This is a genomic window from Planctomycetia bacterium (assembly GCA_015200345.1).
Classification (GTDB): Bacteria; Planctomycetota; Phycisphaerae; order UBA1845; family UTPLA1; genus PLA3.
On the sequence record CP054187.1, the window covers coordinates 1,781,493 to 1,797,390 of the forward strand.

Genomic DNA, 15,898 nt, shown 5'->3' on the forward strand with positions numbered 1-15,898 from the left:
GTTCACGCTTGAGATTTCACACGTTTCACGCATTCAAGCATGGCCGCCCGAAATCGCGGCCATGTCATTGTTCGCGGCGATTCCGCTCGCTTAGCCCAGCATCGTGCCGCGGAGACGGGCGACCTCCACGCAATCCTTGTCGCCGCGTCCGGACAGATTCACGACTATTGTATCATTACGGCTCATCGTGGGCGCGAGGTTGACCACGTGGGCCACGGCGTGCGCCGTTTCCAATGCGGGGAGGATGCCCTCCAACCGGCTTAGCAACTCGAACGCGGCCAAGGCTTCTTCGTCGGTGGCCGATTCGTACCGCACGCGGCCGCTCGCCGCCCAATAGGCGTGTTCCGGGCCGACGCCGGGGTAATCCAGCCCCGCGGACACGGAATGCACGGCCTGGGTCTGGCCGTCCTCGTCCTGTAAGACATATGTATGCATTCCGTGCAGCACGCCGGGCCGACCGCGCGCGATCGTCGCGCTGTGCCGGCGGTCCAAACCCTCGCCGGCCGCCTCGACGCCGATCAGACGTACGCCAGCATCGCCAACGAACGGGTGAAAAATCCCCGCCGCGTTGCTGCCGCCGCCGACGCACGCGATGACGGCGGTCGGCAGCCGGCCCGTCGCCGAAAGCATTTGTTCGCGCGCCTCGCGTCCAATGACCGATTGCAGATCGCGCACGAGCATCGGGAACGGGTGCGGACCCATGACCGAGCCGATGACGTAATGCGTGTCCCCGACGGAAGCCATCCAGTCGCGCAAGGCCTCGTTGATCGCATCCTTGAGCGTGCGCTGGCCCGACTCGACCGGCACGACCTGCGCGCCGAGCAGGCGCATGCGATACACATTCAGTGCCTGGCGCCGCACGTCTTCGGCTCCCATATAGACGGTTGCAGGCATTCCGAACACCGCCGCCGCGGTGGCCGTCGCGACGCCGTGCTGACCTGCCCCGGTCTCGGCGATCAGCCGGCGCTTGCCCATCCGCCGGGCGAGGATGGCCTGACCGAGCGTGTTGTTGATCTTGTGCGCTCCGGTGTGGTTGAGGTCTTCGCGCTTGAGCCAGACCTGCGCGCCGCCGAGGTGCTCGGTCAGGCGACGCGCGAAATACAGCGCGCTGGGACGGCCGACGTAATCCCGGAGATAGCCATCCAGCTCGGACCAGTAGGCGTCGTCGATCTTTGCAGCGGCGTAGGCGGCGTCCAGCTCGGCCAATGCGGCCATGAGCGTTTCCGGCACATATTGCCCGCCAAAATCGCCGAAGCGACCGCTGGCGTCGGGAGAAGTCGGGAGTTCGGGATGGGTTCGGCTCATGGGTAACCTTCGGGAATGCGGGGCATCATACGGCTGACACCGTCGGGCCGCCAAAACCGCTGATTCGGCGCGATTCGCAGCGGCCGGTTGGCCGATAGAATAACGATATGGCCAATCAACCATTTGGAACGGTTCCCGGGTTCGGATCGGCGTATGTCCGGCAGCTTTCGATCTTTCTCGAGGATCGGGTTGGGGCGCTGCTGCGGATGTTCCGCTGCTTCGAAGGGTCGCAGGTAAAGGTCGTCGGCATGTCGGTGGTGCACGCGATTGATTGCGCGATCATCCGCATCATTTGTGACGACGCCGACAAAGCAATCGACCTGCTCAAGAGCCGGGACTTTCCGGTGTCGGTGTCGGAGCTGGTGGTCGTGGAGGTGCCGCATGGGCAGGGGCTGATCTCGATCTGCGGCGCGCTGATCGCCGGCGAAGTGAACATCGACTACGCCTACCCGCTGCTGGTGCGCCCGACCGGCCGCGCGGCGCTGGCGATTCACACCGAGGATCTGGAGACCGCCGTGACGGTGCTTCGGTCTCGCAAGTTTGTCTTGCTGGGTGAAGATGACCTCGGCGACGGCCCGGCGCGATGACGCGGGAATGCCGAGTTTAGAATGAGGAATGTAGAAAGGTTGGCACGGTCTACCCAGCCCCGAGCGCGAGCGAGCGGGCACCGCGGACGCAGAACAGAATGATCAACCGCGAAGCCTTCCAATCCAAGTCTTGAGTTTCGAGTTTGCATTCTCGAATTGAGCCGGCCTTCAGAGTGAGTTAGAATGGGCGTGCCGCATCCGGGCGATTAGCTCAATTGGCAGAGCACCTCGTTTACACCGAGGGGGTCGGGGGTTCAAGTCCCTCATCGCCCAGTCATTGGTCGCCTCTCTCCCCGTGGACCCGCGCGAACATCGGCCGTAATCTGTCCGCGTGAGCGACGCCGCCCATACGCAACCCCCCGACCCCGATGCCGTCCGAATGTCGTTCGGCGAGCACCTGGAGGAACTGCGCAAACGACTGATCTGGGCCATCTTCGGCCTCGTCGCGGCGACGGTGCTTTGTTTTCACTTCGGCGACAAGCTCATCACGATCCTGACGACGCCGTACATGGTCGCGATGAATGAGATCGGGCAGGAGGCGCGGCTGGTCCAGCTCAACCCGCTCGAATCATTCATGGAGTATTTCAAGATCTCGCTTGAGTTCGGGCTGGTTCTGGCGGCGCCGTGGATTCTGTATCAACTCTGGCTGTTCATCGCGGCGGGTCTGTATCCGAACGAGCGGAAGATCGTCACGTACTTCGCACCGGCGTCGATCGGGTTGTTTCTGCTCGGCGCGTCGTTTCTCGTGCTGGTTGTGCTGTCCGGGTTGATCAAGTTCCTGATCTCCATCGCCGGTTGGTTCCCGCTGCCCGATCCCAACGCGGGGCTGTATGCCTGGATGCGCGGTGACGGCGAGATCGTGGCGACGCAGCCCGCCGACGTGCGCATGAACATCCCAGTCGCCACGGTGGAACCCCCCGCTCCCGTCGAAGGCCAGATCTGGCTGGACCCGCGCACGCGGCGGCTGAACGTCTATTACAACGGCGAGACGTACTACCTGCCGATGCAGAAAGCCAGCGCGAAGCAGATCGTGCAACCGTTCTTCAGCGTGGCGGAGTATCTCGGTTTTGTCACCAATCTGGCACTCGCGTTCGGGCTGGGGTTCCAGGTGCCGATCGTCGTGGTGTTCCTGATCGCCCTGCGCATTGTGACATCCGTGCAAATGCGCAGCGCGCGGCGGTTTGTCGCGCTGGCCGTGTTGATCGCGTCGGCCGTCATCACGCCGACGCCGGACATCGGCACGATGCTGATGCTGGCCGTGCCGATGCTGGTGCTGTTCGAGGCGGGGCTGCTGGTCGGGCGCGTGATCGAACGCCGGCAGGCGGCGGAAACGACGTAGAGCGCGTCAACGATTCACCAGTCCCAGCTCCAGTTGGACTTGCTCTCGACGCGGGCCTCGGCAGGAATGCGTCCGGCCAGTTCGAACGGATCGGTCGTCTGCGACAGCCACGTCCGCCATGCATCGGGGTTGTGGCGATGCGTGACACCGGTCAGGGCGATCAGGCTCTGTTCGGCTGCGCGCGTGATGGCAAAGTCCTCTTCTCGAAGCAGGGCGATCAGCGTCTCCAGCACGCCGCGATCGTGAAAAAATCCCAATGCGTCGATCAGCGCGAGGCGCACGTTGCGATCGTGATCGGTGACGACGCGTTCGCGCAACACGCGGATCAATTCGTCGCGCTGCGACAGCTCATAGCTGTGCCCGCCCACGATGATCGTGAGCAATCGCGCGGCCTCCCAACGGAGCGGACCCGGGGCCGGCCGCACATCGTCCAACCGTTGCGATGCGCTGCGGAGAATCTTCAGCAGCGTCGGCAAGTGCCGCGGGCCGGCTGACCGGTGCATCGCGCGGACGGCCGCGCAGCGCACGGCGGTGTTGCGGTCGGTCCGCGCGATGGTGTCGAAGACCTTGACGGCCCAATCGGTCGCGGCGTCGGCGCTGTTCGACAGGCCATTCACACCTTCCCGGCGCTCGTCGGGATTAGGCGATTCGAGCGCCAGATCGACGTAGTCCTTTGTGGATTTGCGCTGGTACCAACTCTTGTTCTTTCCGGAACAGCCGCAAACGATGCCAGCGATGAGGTACATCGCGAGCATCCACCTGCTCATCGCGCCATGAAGGTGCGCCGGGCGTTTTGCGGCACGGAGCCGGTCAACCAGGTTATTTCGGTGCGGCGGCATGGCTGGCCATAAGTTGTTCGTGCGGGACCCACGTGACATCGGTGATCGGGTGGCCGAAGAAGCGCTGGCCGAGCTCCTTGAAGCGCTGGGGGTTGTCGCTGACGTAGCAGGAAAGCGTACCGGGGCGCGTCGAATCCGTCAGGGCGTCGCGCGCGGCGAGCTTCTCGGCGACGGAATGAGCCGTCTGTTCGCCGGAGTCGACCAGCAGGACATTCTCCCCAGCGACCTGCGTGAACGCGTTTTTTAGAAGCGGGTAATGCGTGCAACCCAGGACGATGACTTTCGGGCCGAGCTTAAGGACCGGTGTGAGATAATCGCGCACGCTCAACAGGGTGATCGGATCGTCGCAGCTTCGCCCCTCTTCGACGAGCGGCACAAACAGCGGGCAGGCCTTCTGCGTTACGCGCTGGCTGGAATTGATCTGCATGATCGCGCGGCGGTAGGCGTCGGAGTGGATCGTCGCCTCGGTGGCGATGACGGCAATGACGCCGCCGGCGGCCGCTTCGACCGCGGCCCGCGCGCCCGGCTCGACGACGCCGAGAATCGGCACGGGAACCTGCGCCGCCAGCTCACCCAGCGCGACGGCGCTGGCGGTGTTGCAGGCGACGACGATGACCTTCGGATCGAACCCCATCAGGAAATGGCAGATTTCCAGTGAGAACTGGGTGACCGTCTGCGTGCTCTTGTTGCCGTAGGGGACTCGAGCGGTGTCACCAAAGTAAATGATGTCTTCGCTGGGCATGCGGCGGCGCAGCGCACGAACGACCGTGAGGCCGCCGATGCCGGAATCGAAAACGCCGATGCTGCGTGGATCACCCGCCATGCCGTCTGCATCCTTGCCGTCGCACCGCCCCGATTCGATCCGCCCTGGATCGCGGCGATATCGTATCGTCGGCAGCCCGGAACGACAAAGATGACTGGTTTTCGCGGCGGCGGATTGTTTCGCGGATTGCCGAATCCGCTGTTCAGCCCGTACAATCACCACCGCTTAAGAGGGAGTCTTCGCCATGGATGGTGGAACCGCCACGATGAATCACGCCTCTGAATCCCCGGACCCGTCTGACGCCGCGCCGCTCGATGAAGCGGACTGCGTTCGCAACGAATCGGCGCACGAATCGACGGACGACGTCGCGCCGGAAATTCAACCGCGTCAGGTCGTCGAGGCGATTCTGTTCGCCACGGACTCGCCGCTGCCGGCCGCGAAGATCGCGAAGATTCTCGGCGTGGGGGACGCGCGCGAGGTGCGCGGGCACATCGCGGCGCTGAATCAGCTCTATGCCGACATGGGGCTGTCGTTTCGCATTAACGAAATCGCCGGCGGGTTTCAGATGCTGACGCTGCCGGCGTTCAACGCGTGGCTCTCCAAGCTGCTTCGCACGCGCGACGAGACACGCCTGACGCCCGCGGCATTGGAGACGCTGGCGATCGTTGCGTACAAGCAACCGGTGACGCGCGCCGATGTGGAGTCGATCCGAGGGGTCGCGGCGGGCGACGTGCTGAATCGCCTGCGCGAGATGAACCTCGTGAAGATCGTCGGCCGCGCCGAGGACTTGGGCCGCCCGATGCTGTACGGCACGACGAAGCGGTTTCTCGAGGTATTCGGTCTGGCCTCGCTGGAAGAACTCCCGCAGGTGGAAGCGCTGCGCGGTGGGGCCGCCGCCGCGCCGCCGCCGCGCGAGCCGGTTGGTTCACCTGCTCGATCCGGAGAAGGCGTTGCGAGCGAATCCGCGGAATCGACCGAGGCAGTACTGGATGACACTGGCCCGACACTGAAGGTGGTCAATGACGACGAGACCGCCGCGTAAGGAGCCTGTCAGCATGGCGGATTCTCGCCCTGCGGCGCGACGTCGGCGGTGTAGGTCGTTCTTCCTTTCGATCAGTTTCAATGCGATCCTTTGTTCGACGCTGGCCGCCGCGCCGGTTCTGTTTGTCTCGCGCTCCGGCGAGATCGTTCGATTAACCGACCTCAACCAAGACGATGACTATCTCGATTCGGGCGAGCGCCTGACGTACTGCACCGGATTGCCTGCGGCGGGTGGATCCATCGTCGCAACCTCCGATGGGCTTTACGTCGCGCGGACCGACCTGCCGATCGTGCTGCGCATCGCGGACCTGAACGGCGACGGCGATGCGCTCGATGCAGGCGAACTTGCGCTGTTTGCCGAATGGACTGGCGGGCCGCCGGCGCCCACGTTTACCGCTCTGGCGGCCGCAGCTGCCGGCGTTCTATACGTCGCCGATTCCGCGAATGGAGGGCTGCTGCGGCTGGAGGATGCCAACGGCGACGGCGACGCGATGGATTTCGGCGAGTTGCTGATCGTCGGCGACGGATTGACCAGCCCGATCAGCCTGGCGGTCCGGCCTGATGGCTGCGTGCTGGCGGCGCAGAATCTGTCGGCGGCGCCGGTGCGGATTCTGCGCGACCGAAACAGCGACGGGGATTTTTTTGATTTCTCCGAGAACCTAAGTTATGCCGAGAATATGTCACCTGGCAACGGGCTGGTCGCGCCCGGCGAATGGTCGTCGTTTCTGGCACGGCCGGCGACGGGCGATGTTGTGTGGCTGCGCGATCTGACGCGGGATCACGATGTGCTGGATGCCGGCGAGGTCGTGACGTATGCCGTCGGCATGGCGTCGGCGGCGCACCTCGCTGCCGATGGCGCGACGGCTTTGTATGTCGCGGCAGTTGATGTACCGGGCACGATCTATCGCGTGGAGGATTTGAACGGCGACGGCGACGCGCTGGACCTTGGAGAAATCATTCCGGCCGCGGAGGGGCTCACGATGTCGGCGGGAATCGCGGTGGCGGTTGCGCCGACCGTGCCGAGTTGCGTGCGCGGCGATCTGAACGCGGACGGTTCCGTGACGCCGAGCGATGCGCCGCTGCTGGCGAACACGCTGATGGACCCGACAGGGGCCGAGTGGTGTCGCGCCGACGTCAACGATGACGGGCTGCTCGACGGCCGCGACGTCGCAGCGTTTGTGGATCTTCTTCTATCATAAATCAGCGATCCGGATACGCCTGTATGCGCCTGGAACGCCCCCGATGGCCCCATCACTGCCTACTTCGCGCGCGATGCGATGTGATCCAGCACGTTCATGTAATTGATGTAGCTGTCGTAGGGCGATTCGTACGGATTGAAATACTTGTGCACGTCGCCGTCGGCGAAGTACTTGGTGCACATGTAATAGAAATGGTCGGACGTCTGCACTCGGCGCCAATCGTTCAGCAGCGCCTCGTCGCCCTTGGCCTTCACCGCCGCTTCGAGGTTGTAACACTCCTGGAGCGCGTTGGACTGCATGGCGTTGCCCAGCCAAGCCGACAGATCGCGCTCGGTGTCGGCCCAACTGATCAGATGCGGCGCGTTGAATTCGCCCACCGGCTCGTAGCTGTCGATCACCTCGCTGGGCGTCTTGAAGTTGTTGTCGAGGCTGATGCGCATCACCTCGCCCGGCAGGTGATAGAGAAAATCAAAAATGCCCGTCTCGGCCCACTGGTGCTCGCCGAGGGTTTCGTAGTCCATGAACAGGTTCACCGTGTAGCCGCAGCCGTTCACCTGATTCACCCATTTGGCGAACTTGTCAGCCGTCAGAGGCCACTCGGCCCAGCCGCGATTGGAGAATCGAAACGCGATGTCGTCCGACAGGCGGTAGTTCTTCAGCAGCACGCGAATCGGCGCGTTGGGCGCGGAGTACACAAAATTCGGTGAGCGATAGCCCAGCAGATGATCGGCCCCCTCGGCGATGATGGCTTTGTAGCCCATGCCGGCGACGGCCGCGGCGATCTCGTTGTTGTAAATCAGCTCGGTGTTGCGAAAGACGCGGCTGGTCTGGCCGAACAGGGTCTTGATTTTCTCCTGCTGAAGGCGGACTTGTTCATGAAATTCAGTGCGCGAATAAAGGAACGACAGGCTGTGATAGTAGGTCTCGGCGAGAAACTCGACGCAGCCCGTGTCGGCCAGGCGCTTGAAACTGTCGATCACCTGCGGGCACCACGCCGCGAATTGATCCAACACGACGCCGGTCAGGGAATACGAGACGCGAAAGCGCCCTTCGTGCAGTTTGATCAAATCGTAGATGCACTGATTGGCCGGGATGTAGCACTTGTTGGCGACCTTGCGGCAGATTTCCGCGTTCTTGGCGTCGTCGAAGTAATTGCTGTCCTGATCGAAAATCGAATAGCGGCGCAGGCGATAAGGCTGGTGAACCTGAAAATAGAAACACACCGAGGCCATCGGAATCGTCCGCCTTATCTGGCCGCCAGGGCCTGCCCGTACACCTTTACGACGGCCGCGGCCGAATCGCGCCAGGTGAGTTTCTGAATTTCAAAGCTGCCGTGCTCGCGCAGCGTCGCCTGAAGCGGCGGGTGGCGCAGGACGGCGATGATCTTGTTCGCCATTTCGTGGATGTCCCAGAAGTCCACCTTCAGAACGTGCGTGAGAACCTCCGAGACGCCCGACTGCTTGGAGATCAGCACGGGCACGTCATGCGAGAGCGCCTCCAGCGGCGCGATGCCGAATGGTTCGCTCACGCTCGGCATGACGTACAAGTCCGCCATCTTGAAAACGCGCGCCACGTCGTCGCCGCGCAGAAAACCCGTGAACACCACCTTGTGCCCGATGCCCAACTCCGCCGCCATCTCAATCGACCGGCGAGCCATGTCGCCCGAGCCGGCCATCACGAAGCGCACGTTCTTCTCGTGCTCGAGCACTTTCTTCGCCGCGGCGAGGAAATATTCCGGCCCCTTCTGCATCGTGATCCGCCCGAGGAACAGGACGATCTTCTCATCCTTGCGGATGTTGGGCGGCAGCTCGATCGCCTGGCCGTTGCCGTTGTTGTCGATGGCGTTGTACACGACTTCGACGCGCGCGGCCGGAGCGGAATACCGATGCAACAGGATATTGCGCGTCAAATGGCTGACCGCGATAACGCGGTCGGCGTTGTGCACACCGGCCCGCTCAATGTCGTAAATGCGCTGATTGACGTGCTCGCCGCTGCGGTCGAACTCCGTCGAGTGAACGTGAACCACCAGCGGCTTGCCCGTCGCGGCGGCCACCGCCATCCCCGCCGGATAGGTCATCCAGTCGTGCGCGTGAATCACGTCGAAATGCTCGCCCCGCGCGAGGGCCACGGCGATCAGCGCGAACCGCTCCACTTCGGCGAACATGTCGCCGCCGTAATGCCCCGCCGGACCGCACTCCATCGGGATGATCGCCCGGCCGCTCGTGCTCACGTTTGTTCCGCCGCCAGACGCATCGGCCTGCGTGGCGACCGTCTCCGCCTCTACCGTCTGCCCGCGCGAAATGTTCGATTCCAGATGCGTGACATATTCCGCAGGCCGACCGTAGGGCTGCAACATGGACGGAATCGCGCGGAACTCGACGTTCTCGAACTCCTTGAGGCGGTAAGCGGTGTATTGCTGCAACTGTTGCGAAGTCGGCGTCTTGAGATGCACATGCGTGGCAGCGGCGCTCGTAACCGGCTGCGGCAGCACGAACACCACGCGGTGGCCCAGCTCGCTCAAGCCCTTGGTCAGGCCGTAGCAGGCGGTGCCCAGACCGCCGCTGATGAACGGTGGAAACTCCCATCCCAGCATGAAGATGTTCATGATATCCTGCTTGCCCGACTGCCTGGGACTGACGTGTACGCGCGGCTCACCGCTTTCATGTCAACTCACCGAATGGTAGCCCGCGCAATCGAACGCGGCGCGAGACGGCGCGGCGCGTCGCGATGGGTCCATCCGGTACGCTGTGGCGGCGATCTCCAACCCGGCCGGATCGGCCTGTGGATTGTTCAGAGTATCGGGGTGCGGCGGGGCGCTGTCAAGCGTCGCAATGCCGCATGTTTAACGCGAAAACCGGCCGGAAGCGGGGAGCGCACGTCAATAGGCGCCTCAAGGTTGAGCATCCGGCCGGCGCTCAATGACGTTGGCCATGCAGCGGACCGCGCCGTTGAGATGCGCGATCGGCGCGACGTCGACGGCACGGACCTTCGCGCCTAGCACCTCATACGCCCGGCGCGCGGCGGCGTCAAGCGCGGGGATGCGCCACGTCGGCAGGTACACCACGCGCCGCCCGTCCACCGTCTCCTGAAGCACGTTGTTGTACGTCACGATGAAGTCGCCGTTGAGGCATTCGGCGTACGGCAATCGTGTCACGGTGAATCCCTCGTCGGCCAGTCGGCGGGCAACCTCGTCGAAACGCTCCTGCCGCGGCGTTGAAACGTCAGCCTCATGCCCCATGAGTCTCGCCGCAAGCTCGCGCCGCGAGTCATCGTCGGCGCCTTTCATCGCTTCCGCACCCAGCGCCGGACTGGCGACCAGAACATGCCGGGCGTCAAACACCGTGACGTACATATCGAGATGCACAAACGGCACGTGGCCCGCGTCGTCGCTCACGAGCGTCACCGGCGGCGAGAACGTCCGCTGCAACCACTCGCGCGCTGGGCCATCACCGGTCGGCGGTGAGTTCTCCGTGAGCACGTTGGCCCCGATGAAGACGCGATCGGTCGATGCCAGCACGTTGCCCCCTTCCAGCACCAGATCCGTCGGTGCGATTCGTAGTTGGGAAACCATCCCCTCCAGCAACGCCGCGGCGCCGGCGCGTTCATTCAATCGGCTCGGTTCGTTCGCCAGACCGGCGATCGACGGAATCAGACACACCGGATACGCGCTGCCCGCATCCCGCACAGTGCCGAACAGGAAGCGATCGCGCGGCCACACCGAGATCGGACCGGCCACCCGGCGCGTCTCGATCCGCAGCCGCCGGTCGTAGCCGTATTGCTTCATGCGACCGAGCGTCTCGCGCTGGGCGGCCTCGCTGTCACAGGCGAACGTCACGCGCGTGCCGTCGCGCAGCGCCCCGAGCAGGTCGTACACAGGCTTCGATGCCTGCGCGACAAGGCCGTCCTTGCTGTGAATGAGAAGATGCTCGATGCGCCCGTCGTACTCCGCCAGCGGCGTCATCGGCGACAGGGTCGCCGGCTGCGTCGCAGTACCGCTTCGCGGCAGGATCGGCGCTCGGCGCGACCGGTCACAGCCCGCGCCGCCCGGCACGAGAACGAGCAGGGTCGCCGCAACAAGCAGAGAGTGACGTGATAGTGGCATGGATGTGACGCGCGAATCACCAGTCCAGAGGCTTGCGCCACGCGTTGCGCAGGTCGTCCAACGTGGCGGATTCAATCACCGCCCCGCTCGCATTCAACCACCGCAATTCACCGCGCGGCGCGGAGGCGGCATCCCTCGTCGCGGGCACGCGCGCCACGATGCGCACGATCAGTCCGTCGACGCGCGACAGCGCTTGCATCGCATCCACCGATGCGACTTGCAAAACGTATGTTCCCGGACGCGGCGCGAACGGATCGCCCAGTGCGGCCAGTGCATCGCCGTCGATGTCGCAACCGATTCCATTCGCCATCGCCATCTCGGCGACCGCTACCGCGAGGCCGCCATCGCTGACATCGTGCGCCGCGAGCACCCCCCCCGAGCCGATGACGTCGGCCACCGCGCGGTGCAACGCGACCAGCGGCTGGAATCGCGCGGCGTGCCAATCCTCCGCCGTGGTCGTGCAGACCACGAGCGACGTCGGCGCAGTGTGCGGCTTGAGCGATGCCGTCACGCACCGCCGCACGTCGGGCACGATCGACACCGCGGAAATCAGCAGCGTGTACGGAATGGCCAGTCGCCCCTCGGTCAGCTTCGATACGGGCACGCCCGGCCATCGCTGGGCCATCAGCGCTTCGAGTTTGCGGGCATCCTCGAAGCGCAGCGAAAACTCGTTGTTGAGCGAATCTTTCCCGCTGATGAACGGCACACCGTACGCCAGCGCCGCATCGTGACACGCCTGGCAGGCGCGAACCAGTGCTCCGAGGTTTCGCGCGTCGTCCACGCGCGGCCAGCAGAAATTGTCGAGGATCGCCGTCTGCGACGGATCGCCGCCGACGCAGACCACGTTGCGAAGCGCTTCGTCGATCGCCGCCCACGCCATGAGGTACGGATCCACGTCGGCCAGCTCCGGCGCGAGACCGCAGCCCAGCGCCACTCCACGATAGGAATCGAGCAGCGGTCGAAGCACCGCGCCGTCCGAGGGACCGTCGTACCGGCCGACGAGCGGCTTCACGGCGCTGCGACCCTGCACTTCGTGATCGTACTGGCGGATGATCCAGTGTTTCGACGCCGTCGTCGGGTTGCCCAGCGCCGAAAGCAGGCGATCAATCCGCGAAGACGCGTCTGACTCACTCGATGGCGTTTGAAGCCGACGAATTGCAACCCGTCGGCTTGGTGCACCGGGTTGCTCGCTGGTTGAATCTTGTTCCGGAGTCCATTCCGCCCGCAGCGTCTTCCGCGGCAGGCCCTCGTGCAGAAATGCCAAATCAACGTCACCTACCGGCGCTCCGTCGTAGGTCACGACCAGCCGACCCGTGTCGGTGAACTCGCCGATGATCGTCGCCTCCACGTCCTCGCTGCGGCACAGCGCCAGCAGCGTCTCCACGCGATCGGCCGGCGCGGCCAGCACCATCCGCTCCTGCGCTTCGGAGATCCAGATTTCGTCGTAGCGAAGCCCGGCGTACTTCAGCGGCACGCGCTCCAGCCGTACAACCGCGCCCGTCTCCGCCGCCATCTCGCCGATCGCCGACGACAACCCCCCCGCGCCGCAATCGGTGATCGCAGAGAACAGGCACGTCCGCGCGCCGTCCAGTCCCACCCAGTCGCGCGCCGCCAGAACGACATCGAGCACTTTCTTCTCTTCGATCGCGTTGCCGATCTGCACGGCGTGCGCGAACTCATCCTCGTGCGTGTGCGACATCTCGGCGCTGGAGAACGTCGCGCCGTGGATGCCGTCGCGACCCGTCCGCCCGCCGAGCAGCACAATCCGATCGCCCGGCCGCACACGCTTATCGATCCGATCGCGCGGAATCAATCCAAGGCACCCGCAGTAAACGAGCGGATTGCCCAGGTACCGCGGATCGACCTGCACCGCCCCGTTCACCGTCGGGATGCCCATGCGATTGCCATAGTCGCGCACCCCCGCCACCACGCCGCGCAACACGCTTCGTGGATGAATCACGCCGCCCGGCACGCCGTCGACCGGCCAGTCGGGCGGCGCGACGCAGAAGACATCTGTATTCGCAAGCGGCCGCGCCCCCAGTCCGCAGCCGAGCACGTCGCGAATCACGCCGCCGACGCCTGTCGCCGCTCCGCCGTATGGTTCGATGGCCGACGGATGATTGTGTGTCTCAACTTTGAAGGCGATGCCGTGCCGGTCGTCGAACGCGATCACGCCGGCGTTGTCCTGGAAAACCGACAGGCACGTCGGCCCCCGACCGGCGCGCATCAGTTCATCCGTCGCCCGGGCAATCGTATCTTTCAGCAGGTTGTCGTAGCGGATGACCGGTTCGTCATTGGTGGACGACTTCAAGGAGCCGCGGGCTTCAGCCCGCGCGGCCGTCAGAACGGACAACTCAACCGATGCCGGAGGCATCGCTGCCCCGTGGTACTCAAATGCCGACTTAAGCGTCTTGTGGACGCAATGCTCCGACCACGTCTGCGCGATCGTCTCCAACTCGAGATCGGTCGGCTCGCGCCCCTGCGCGCGGTAGTACGCCTGCACCGCCCGCATCTCGTCGAGCGACAAAAACAAATGACCGCGCCGGCTTAGCGATTCCAACGCCTCATCGCTGCATTCCGTGATCGGCACGGTGCGCAACCGAAATTCATACTTCGGCGGCGTCGGCGGCGGCACGATCTCCCGCGCTCCCCAGACCGCCTCCTCGATGCACTCATTCGCCAGCAGGGGGGGGATTCTCGCCTTCTCCGTGTCGCCCGGAATGGGTGATAGTACGTAGCGCCGCCCGGTCCGAACGTTATCACATGCAATGCCCATCGCTCGAATCGCCGCGAGGGTCGATTGCGCGACCGGGTCCATGACACCCGGACGCGGGAATACCTCGATGGCCACTCCTTCCGGCGGGTCGTCTACTTTTTGGCCCTCTCCTCGGATGGAAAACTCTTGGCTGACGCGATCCGAGAGCAGTTCCGTTGCGATCCGGCGCGCCAGTTGCCGTGAGTCGGGGATCGACCCCGCCAGCGACACGAGATAAAGGCTGGAAACGTGGACATCTCGAACAGATCGGATGCCAAACCCGTGAAGGGTCTGGACCGTGGACTTCCCGACGGGATCTTGCATACCGGGGCGGTTCGAAACCTCGATTCTCCAAAGTCCCATAAAATTGAGCGGTAGTTCAGGGCTGCGCCGGGCAGTCGTAAACCAATGTCAACACTAACATTAGTACTGCCAAGGCTTCCGCAGGACTCCAAGACGTTAATGTCATATAACCGCTGCGTCAAATATTTCTTGTCGATGATCTTAGATCGGCTTACCCTATTGGCTCGTATCCAATGGGCAGCCAGCAGGTCGCGGGCTTGCTGCCCGAGTGAGGCGAATCAACTCGAAATCGGAGACCGGCCCCGGCGCGGATTGGGCTGGCGGGCAATCGAAAAGCCCTGTGCTCCGAAGGTGATGAAGGAACATCTGGATTGCAGTCATCGGTTTGCTAAGTTCGCAAAACGCCAAGCGATCGCCGCCGAAGTCAGGTCGGCGACCGCAGCGTGATGCCTTTGAAAGGATCGTGAATGAGCACGCTTTCCAACGGAACGAATGGCGCGATCGGTGGGGGTTACCTCGAGTTCGAACGCCCCCTCGCCAAGATCGAACGCCAGATCGAGGAATTGGAGGCCAGTCAGTCGGTCTCGGGCCGGGATCACTCCGAGACCATTCGCATCATGCGGGCCGAGCTTCAGGCCGCCCGCAAGAAGCTCTACAGCAATCTCGATGCCTGGGAGACCGTGCAGATGGCCCGGCACCCCAAGCGTCCCCTTGTGCCCGACTATCTCAACCTGATGGTCCGCGACTTCTGCGAGCTGCACGGCGACAAGAACTTCCGTGATGACCGCGCGATCATCACCGGCTTCGGCCGAATTGATAACCACAAGTGCCTGTTCGTCGGCCACGACAAGGGCAAGGACACCAAGCAGCGGCTGGAGAACTGCTTCGGCATGGCCCACCCCGAGGGCTATCGCAAAGCGCTCTCGAAGATGAAGCTCGCCGAGAAGTTCGGCTTGCCGGTGGTTTGTCTGATCGACACGGCCGGCGCGTATCCCGGCATCGGCGCCGAGGAGCGCGGCATCGCGCATGCGATCGCCGTGAACCTGATGGAGATGGCCCGGCTGCGCACGCCGATCGTGTGCGTGGTGATCGGCGAGGGCGGCTCGGGCGGCGCGCTGGGCATCGGCGTCGGCGACCGCGTCGCGATGCTGGAGCACGCGTATTACTCGGTCATCTCGCCCGAGGGCTGCGCCGCGATTCTGTGGAAGTCGGCCGAGCACGCCTCGACGGCGGCCCGCGCGCTGAAGTTCACCGGGAAGGACCTTCGCAAGCTCAAGCTGATCGACGAGATCATTAAGGAGCCGCTGGGCGGCGCGCACCGCGATCCGACGACGACGGCGGAGAATCTCAAGTCGTTTATTGTCGAAACGCTCAAGGATCTCAAGCGCGTCAAGATGGATACGCTCGTCAAGCGGCGCTACGCGAAGATTCGCAACGTAGGCTCGTTCTTCACCGACACGTCGGCGGCCGCTTCGGCGGCCAAAGCGCGCCGGTCGGCCAAGGTCGTGGTGGACAGCGCGCCCCGTGCGGCGGTCTCCCGCGCGGCGGCATCGGCCAAGCGCGCGGCCGCGGCCTACGAGCCGGCGTGAGTACGATCCGCGTGGGTATCGCAGGGTCCGCTGTGCGGACCCTACGCACCGCATCACTCCCGCGCTCTGCAAGGTC

Annotated in this window: 12 protein-coding genes and 1 tRNA gene; 6 read left to right on the forward strand and 7 right to left on the reverse strand. The window is 64.1% G+C overall.

Translation table 11 applies throughout. The features are described from left to right. Nucleotides 1-90: 90 nt before the first annotated feature. The gene (gene trpB, locus HRU71_07325) at nucleotides 91-1,305 is read right to left on the reverse strand and encodes a tryptophan synthase subunit beta (protein QOJ03310.1); all 1,215 of its coding nucleotides are present in this window, start codon (nucleotides 1,303-1,305) and stop codon (nucleotides 91-93) included. A 107-nt stretch (nucleotides 1,306-1,412) separates the two neighbouring features. Here trpB and HRU71_07330 point away from each other — a divergent pair, with 107 nt between their 5' ends. From HRU71_07330 to HRU71_07340, 3 genes are all read left to right on the forward strand, one after another. After that, nucleotides 1,413-1,892, forward strand: a complete 480-nt coding sequence (locus HRU71_07330; protein ID QOJ03311.1) for an acetolactate synthase — start codon at nucleotides 1,413-1,415, stop codon at nucleotides 1,890-1,892. A gap of 200 nt (nucleotides 1,893-2,092) precedes the next feature. After that, nucleotides 2,093-2,165, forward strand: a tRNA-Val gene (locus HRU71_07335). Between the two features lie 58 nt (nucleotides 2,166-2,223). Then, the gene (locus tag HRU71_07340; GenBank protein ID QOJ03312.1) at nucleotides 2,224-3,231 is read left to right on the forward strand and encodes a preprotein translocase subunit TatC; all 1,008 of its coding nucleotides are present in this window, start codon (nucleotides 2,224-2,226) and stop codon (nucleotides 3,229-3,231) included. 14 nt (nucleotides 3,232-3,245) lie between these two features. Here HRU71_07340 and HRU71_07345 read toward each other — a convergent pair whose 3' ends face one another. Both HRU71_07345 and HRU71_07350 read right to left on the reverse strand, forming a co-directional pair. Continuing rightward, nucleotides 3,246-3,977: a HEAT repeat domain-containing protein gene (locus HRU71_07345; protein ID QOJ03313.1), complete on the reverse strand. Its 732-nt coding sequence runs from the start codon at nucleotides 3,975-3,977 to the stop codon at nucleotides 3,246-3,248. A gap of 73 nt (nucleotides 3,978-4,050) precedes the next feature. Next, nucleotides 4,051-4,893 carry a glutamate racemase gene (locus tag HRU71_07350; GenBank protein QOJ03314.1) on the reverse strand — a complete coding sequence of 281 codons (843 nt, stop codon included), beginning with the start codon at nucleotides 4,891-4,893 and terminating at the stop codon, nucleotides 4,051-4,053. A gap of 184 nt (nucleotides 4,894-5,077) precedes the next feature. On the opposite strand from HRU71_07350, the gene scpB reads away from it, so the two are divergent. After that, nucleotides 5,078-5,875, forward strand: a complete 798-nt coding sequence (scpB, locus tag HRU71_07355; protein ID QOJ03315.1) for an SMC-Scp complex subunit ScpB — start codon at nucleotides 5,078-5,080, stop codon at nucleotides 5,873-5,875. Nucleotides 5,876-5,888: 13 nt separating this feature from the next. Next, the gene (locus tag HRU71_07360) at nucleotides 5,889-7,073 is read left to right on the forward strand and encodes a hypothetical protein (protein QOJ03316.1); all 1,185 of its coding nucleotides are present in this window, start codon (nucleotides 5,889-5,891) and stop codon (nucleotides 7,071-7,073) included. 59 nt (nucleotides 7,074-7,132) lie between these two features. Here HRU71_07360 and HRU71_07365 read toward each other — a convergent pair whose 3' ends face one another. The 4 genes from HRU71_07365 to HRU71_07380 form a co-directional block, all read right to left on the reverse strand. After that, a complete protein-coding gene (locus tag HRU71_07365; GenBank protein QOJ03317.1) occupies nucleotides 7,133-8,305 on the reverse strand; it encodes a polysaccharide deacetylase family protein in 1,173 nt (390 codons plus the stop codon). 14 nt (nucleotides 8,306-8,319) lie between these two features. Continuing rightward, nucleotides 8,320-9,678, reverse strand: coding sequence for a glycosyltransferase (locus HRU71_07370; GenBank protein QOJ03318.1), 1,359 nt, complete (start codon nucleotides 9,676-9,678; stop codon nucleotides 8,320-8,322). A 285-nt stretch (nucleotides 9,679-9,963) separates the two neighbouring features. After that, on the reverse strand, nucleotides 9,964-11,175 hold the full coding sequence (locus tag HRU71_07375) for a hypothetical protein (GenBank protein ID QOJ03319.1): 1,212 nt from the start codon (nucleotides 11,173-11,175) through the stop codon (nucleotides 9,964-9,966). Nucleotides 11,176-11,191: 16 nt separating this feature from the next. Next, nucleotides 11,192-14,254 carry a phosphoribosylformylglycinamidine synthase gene (locus HRU71_07380; protein ID QOJ03320.1) on the reverse strand — a complete coding sequence of 1,021 codons (3,063 nt, stop codon included), beginning with the start codon at nucleotides 14,252-14,254 and terminating at the stop codon, nucleotides 11,192-11,194. A gap of 479 nt (nucleotides 14,255-14,733) precedes the next feature. Here HRU71_07380 and HRU71_07385 point away from each other — a divergent pair, with 479 nt between their 5' ends. Further along, entirely contained in the window at nucleotides 14,734-15,822 is a 1,089-nt protein-coding gene (locus HRU71_07385; GenBank protein ID QOJ04947.1) for an acetyl-CoA carboxylase carboxyltransferase subunit alpha, read from the forward strand. The last annotated feature ends 76 nt before the right edge of the window (nucleotides 15,823-15,898 follow it).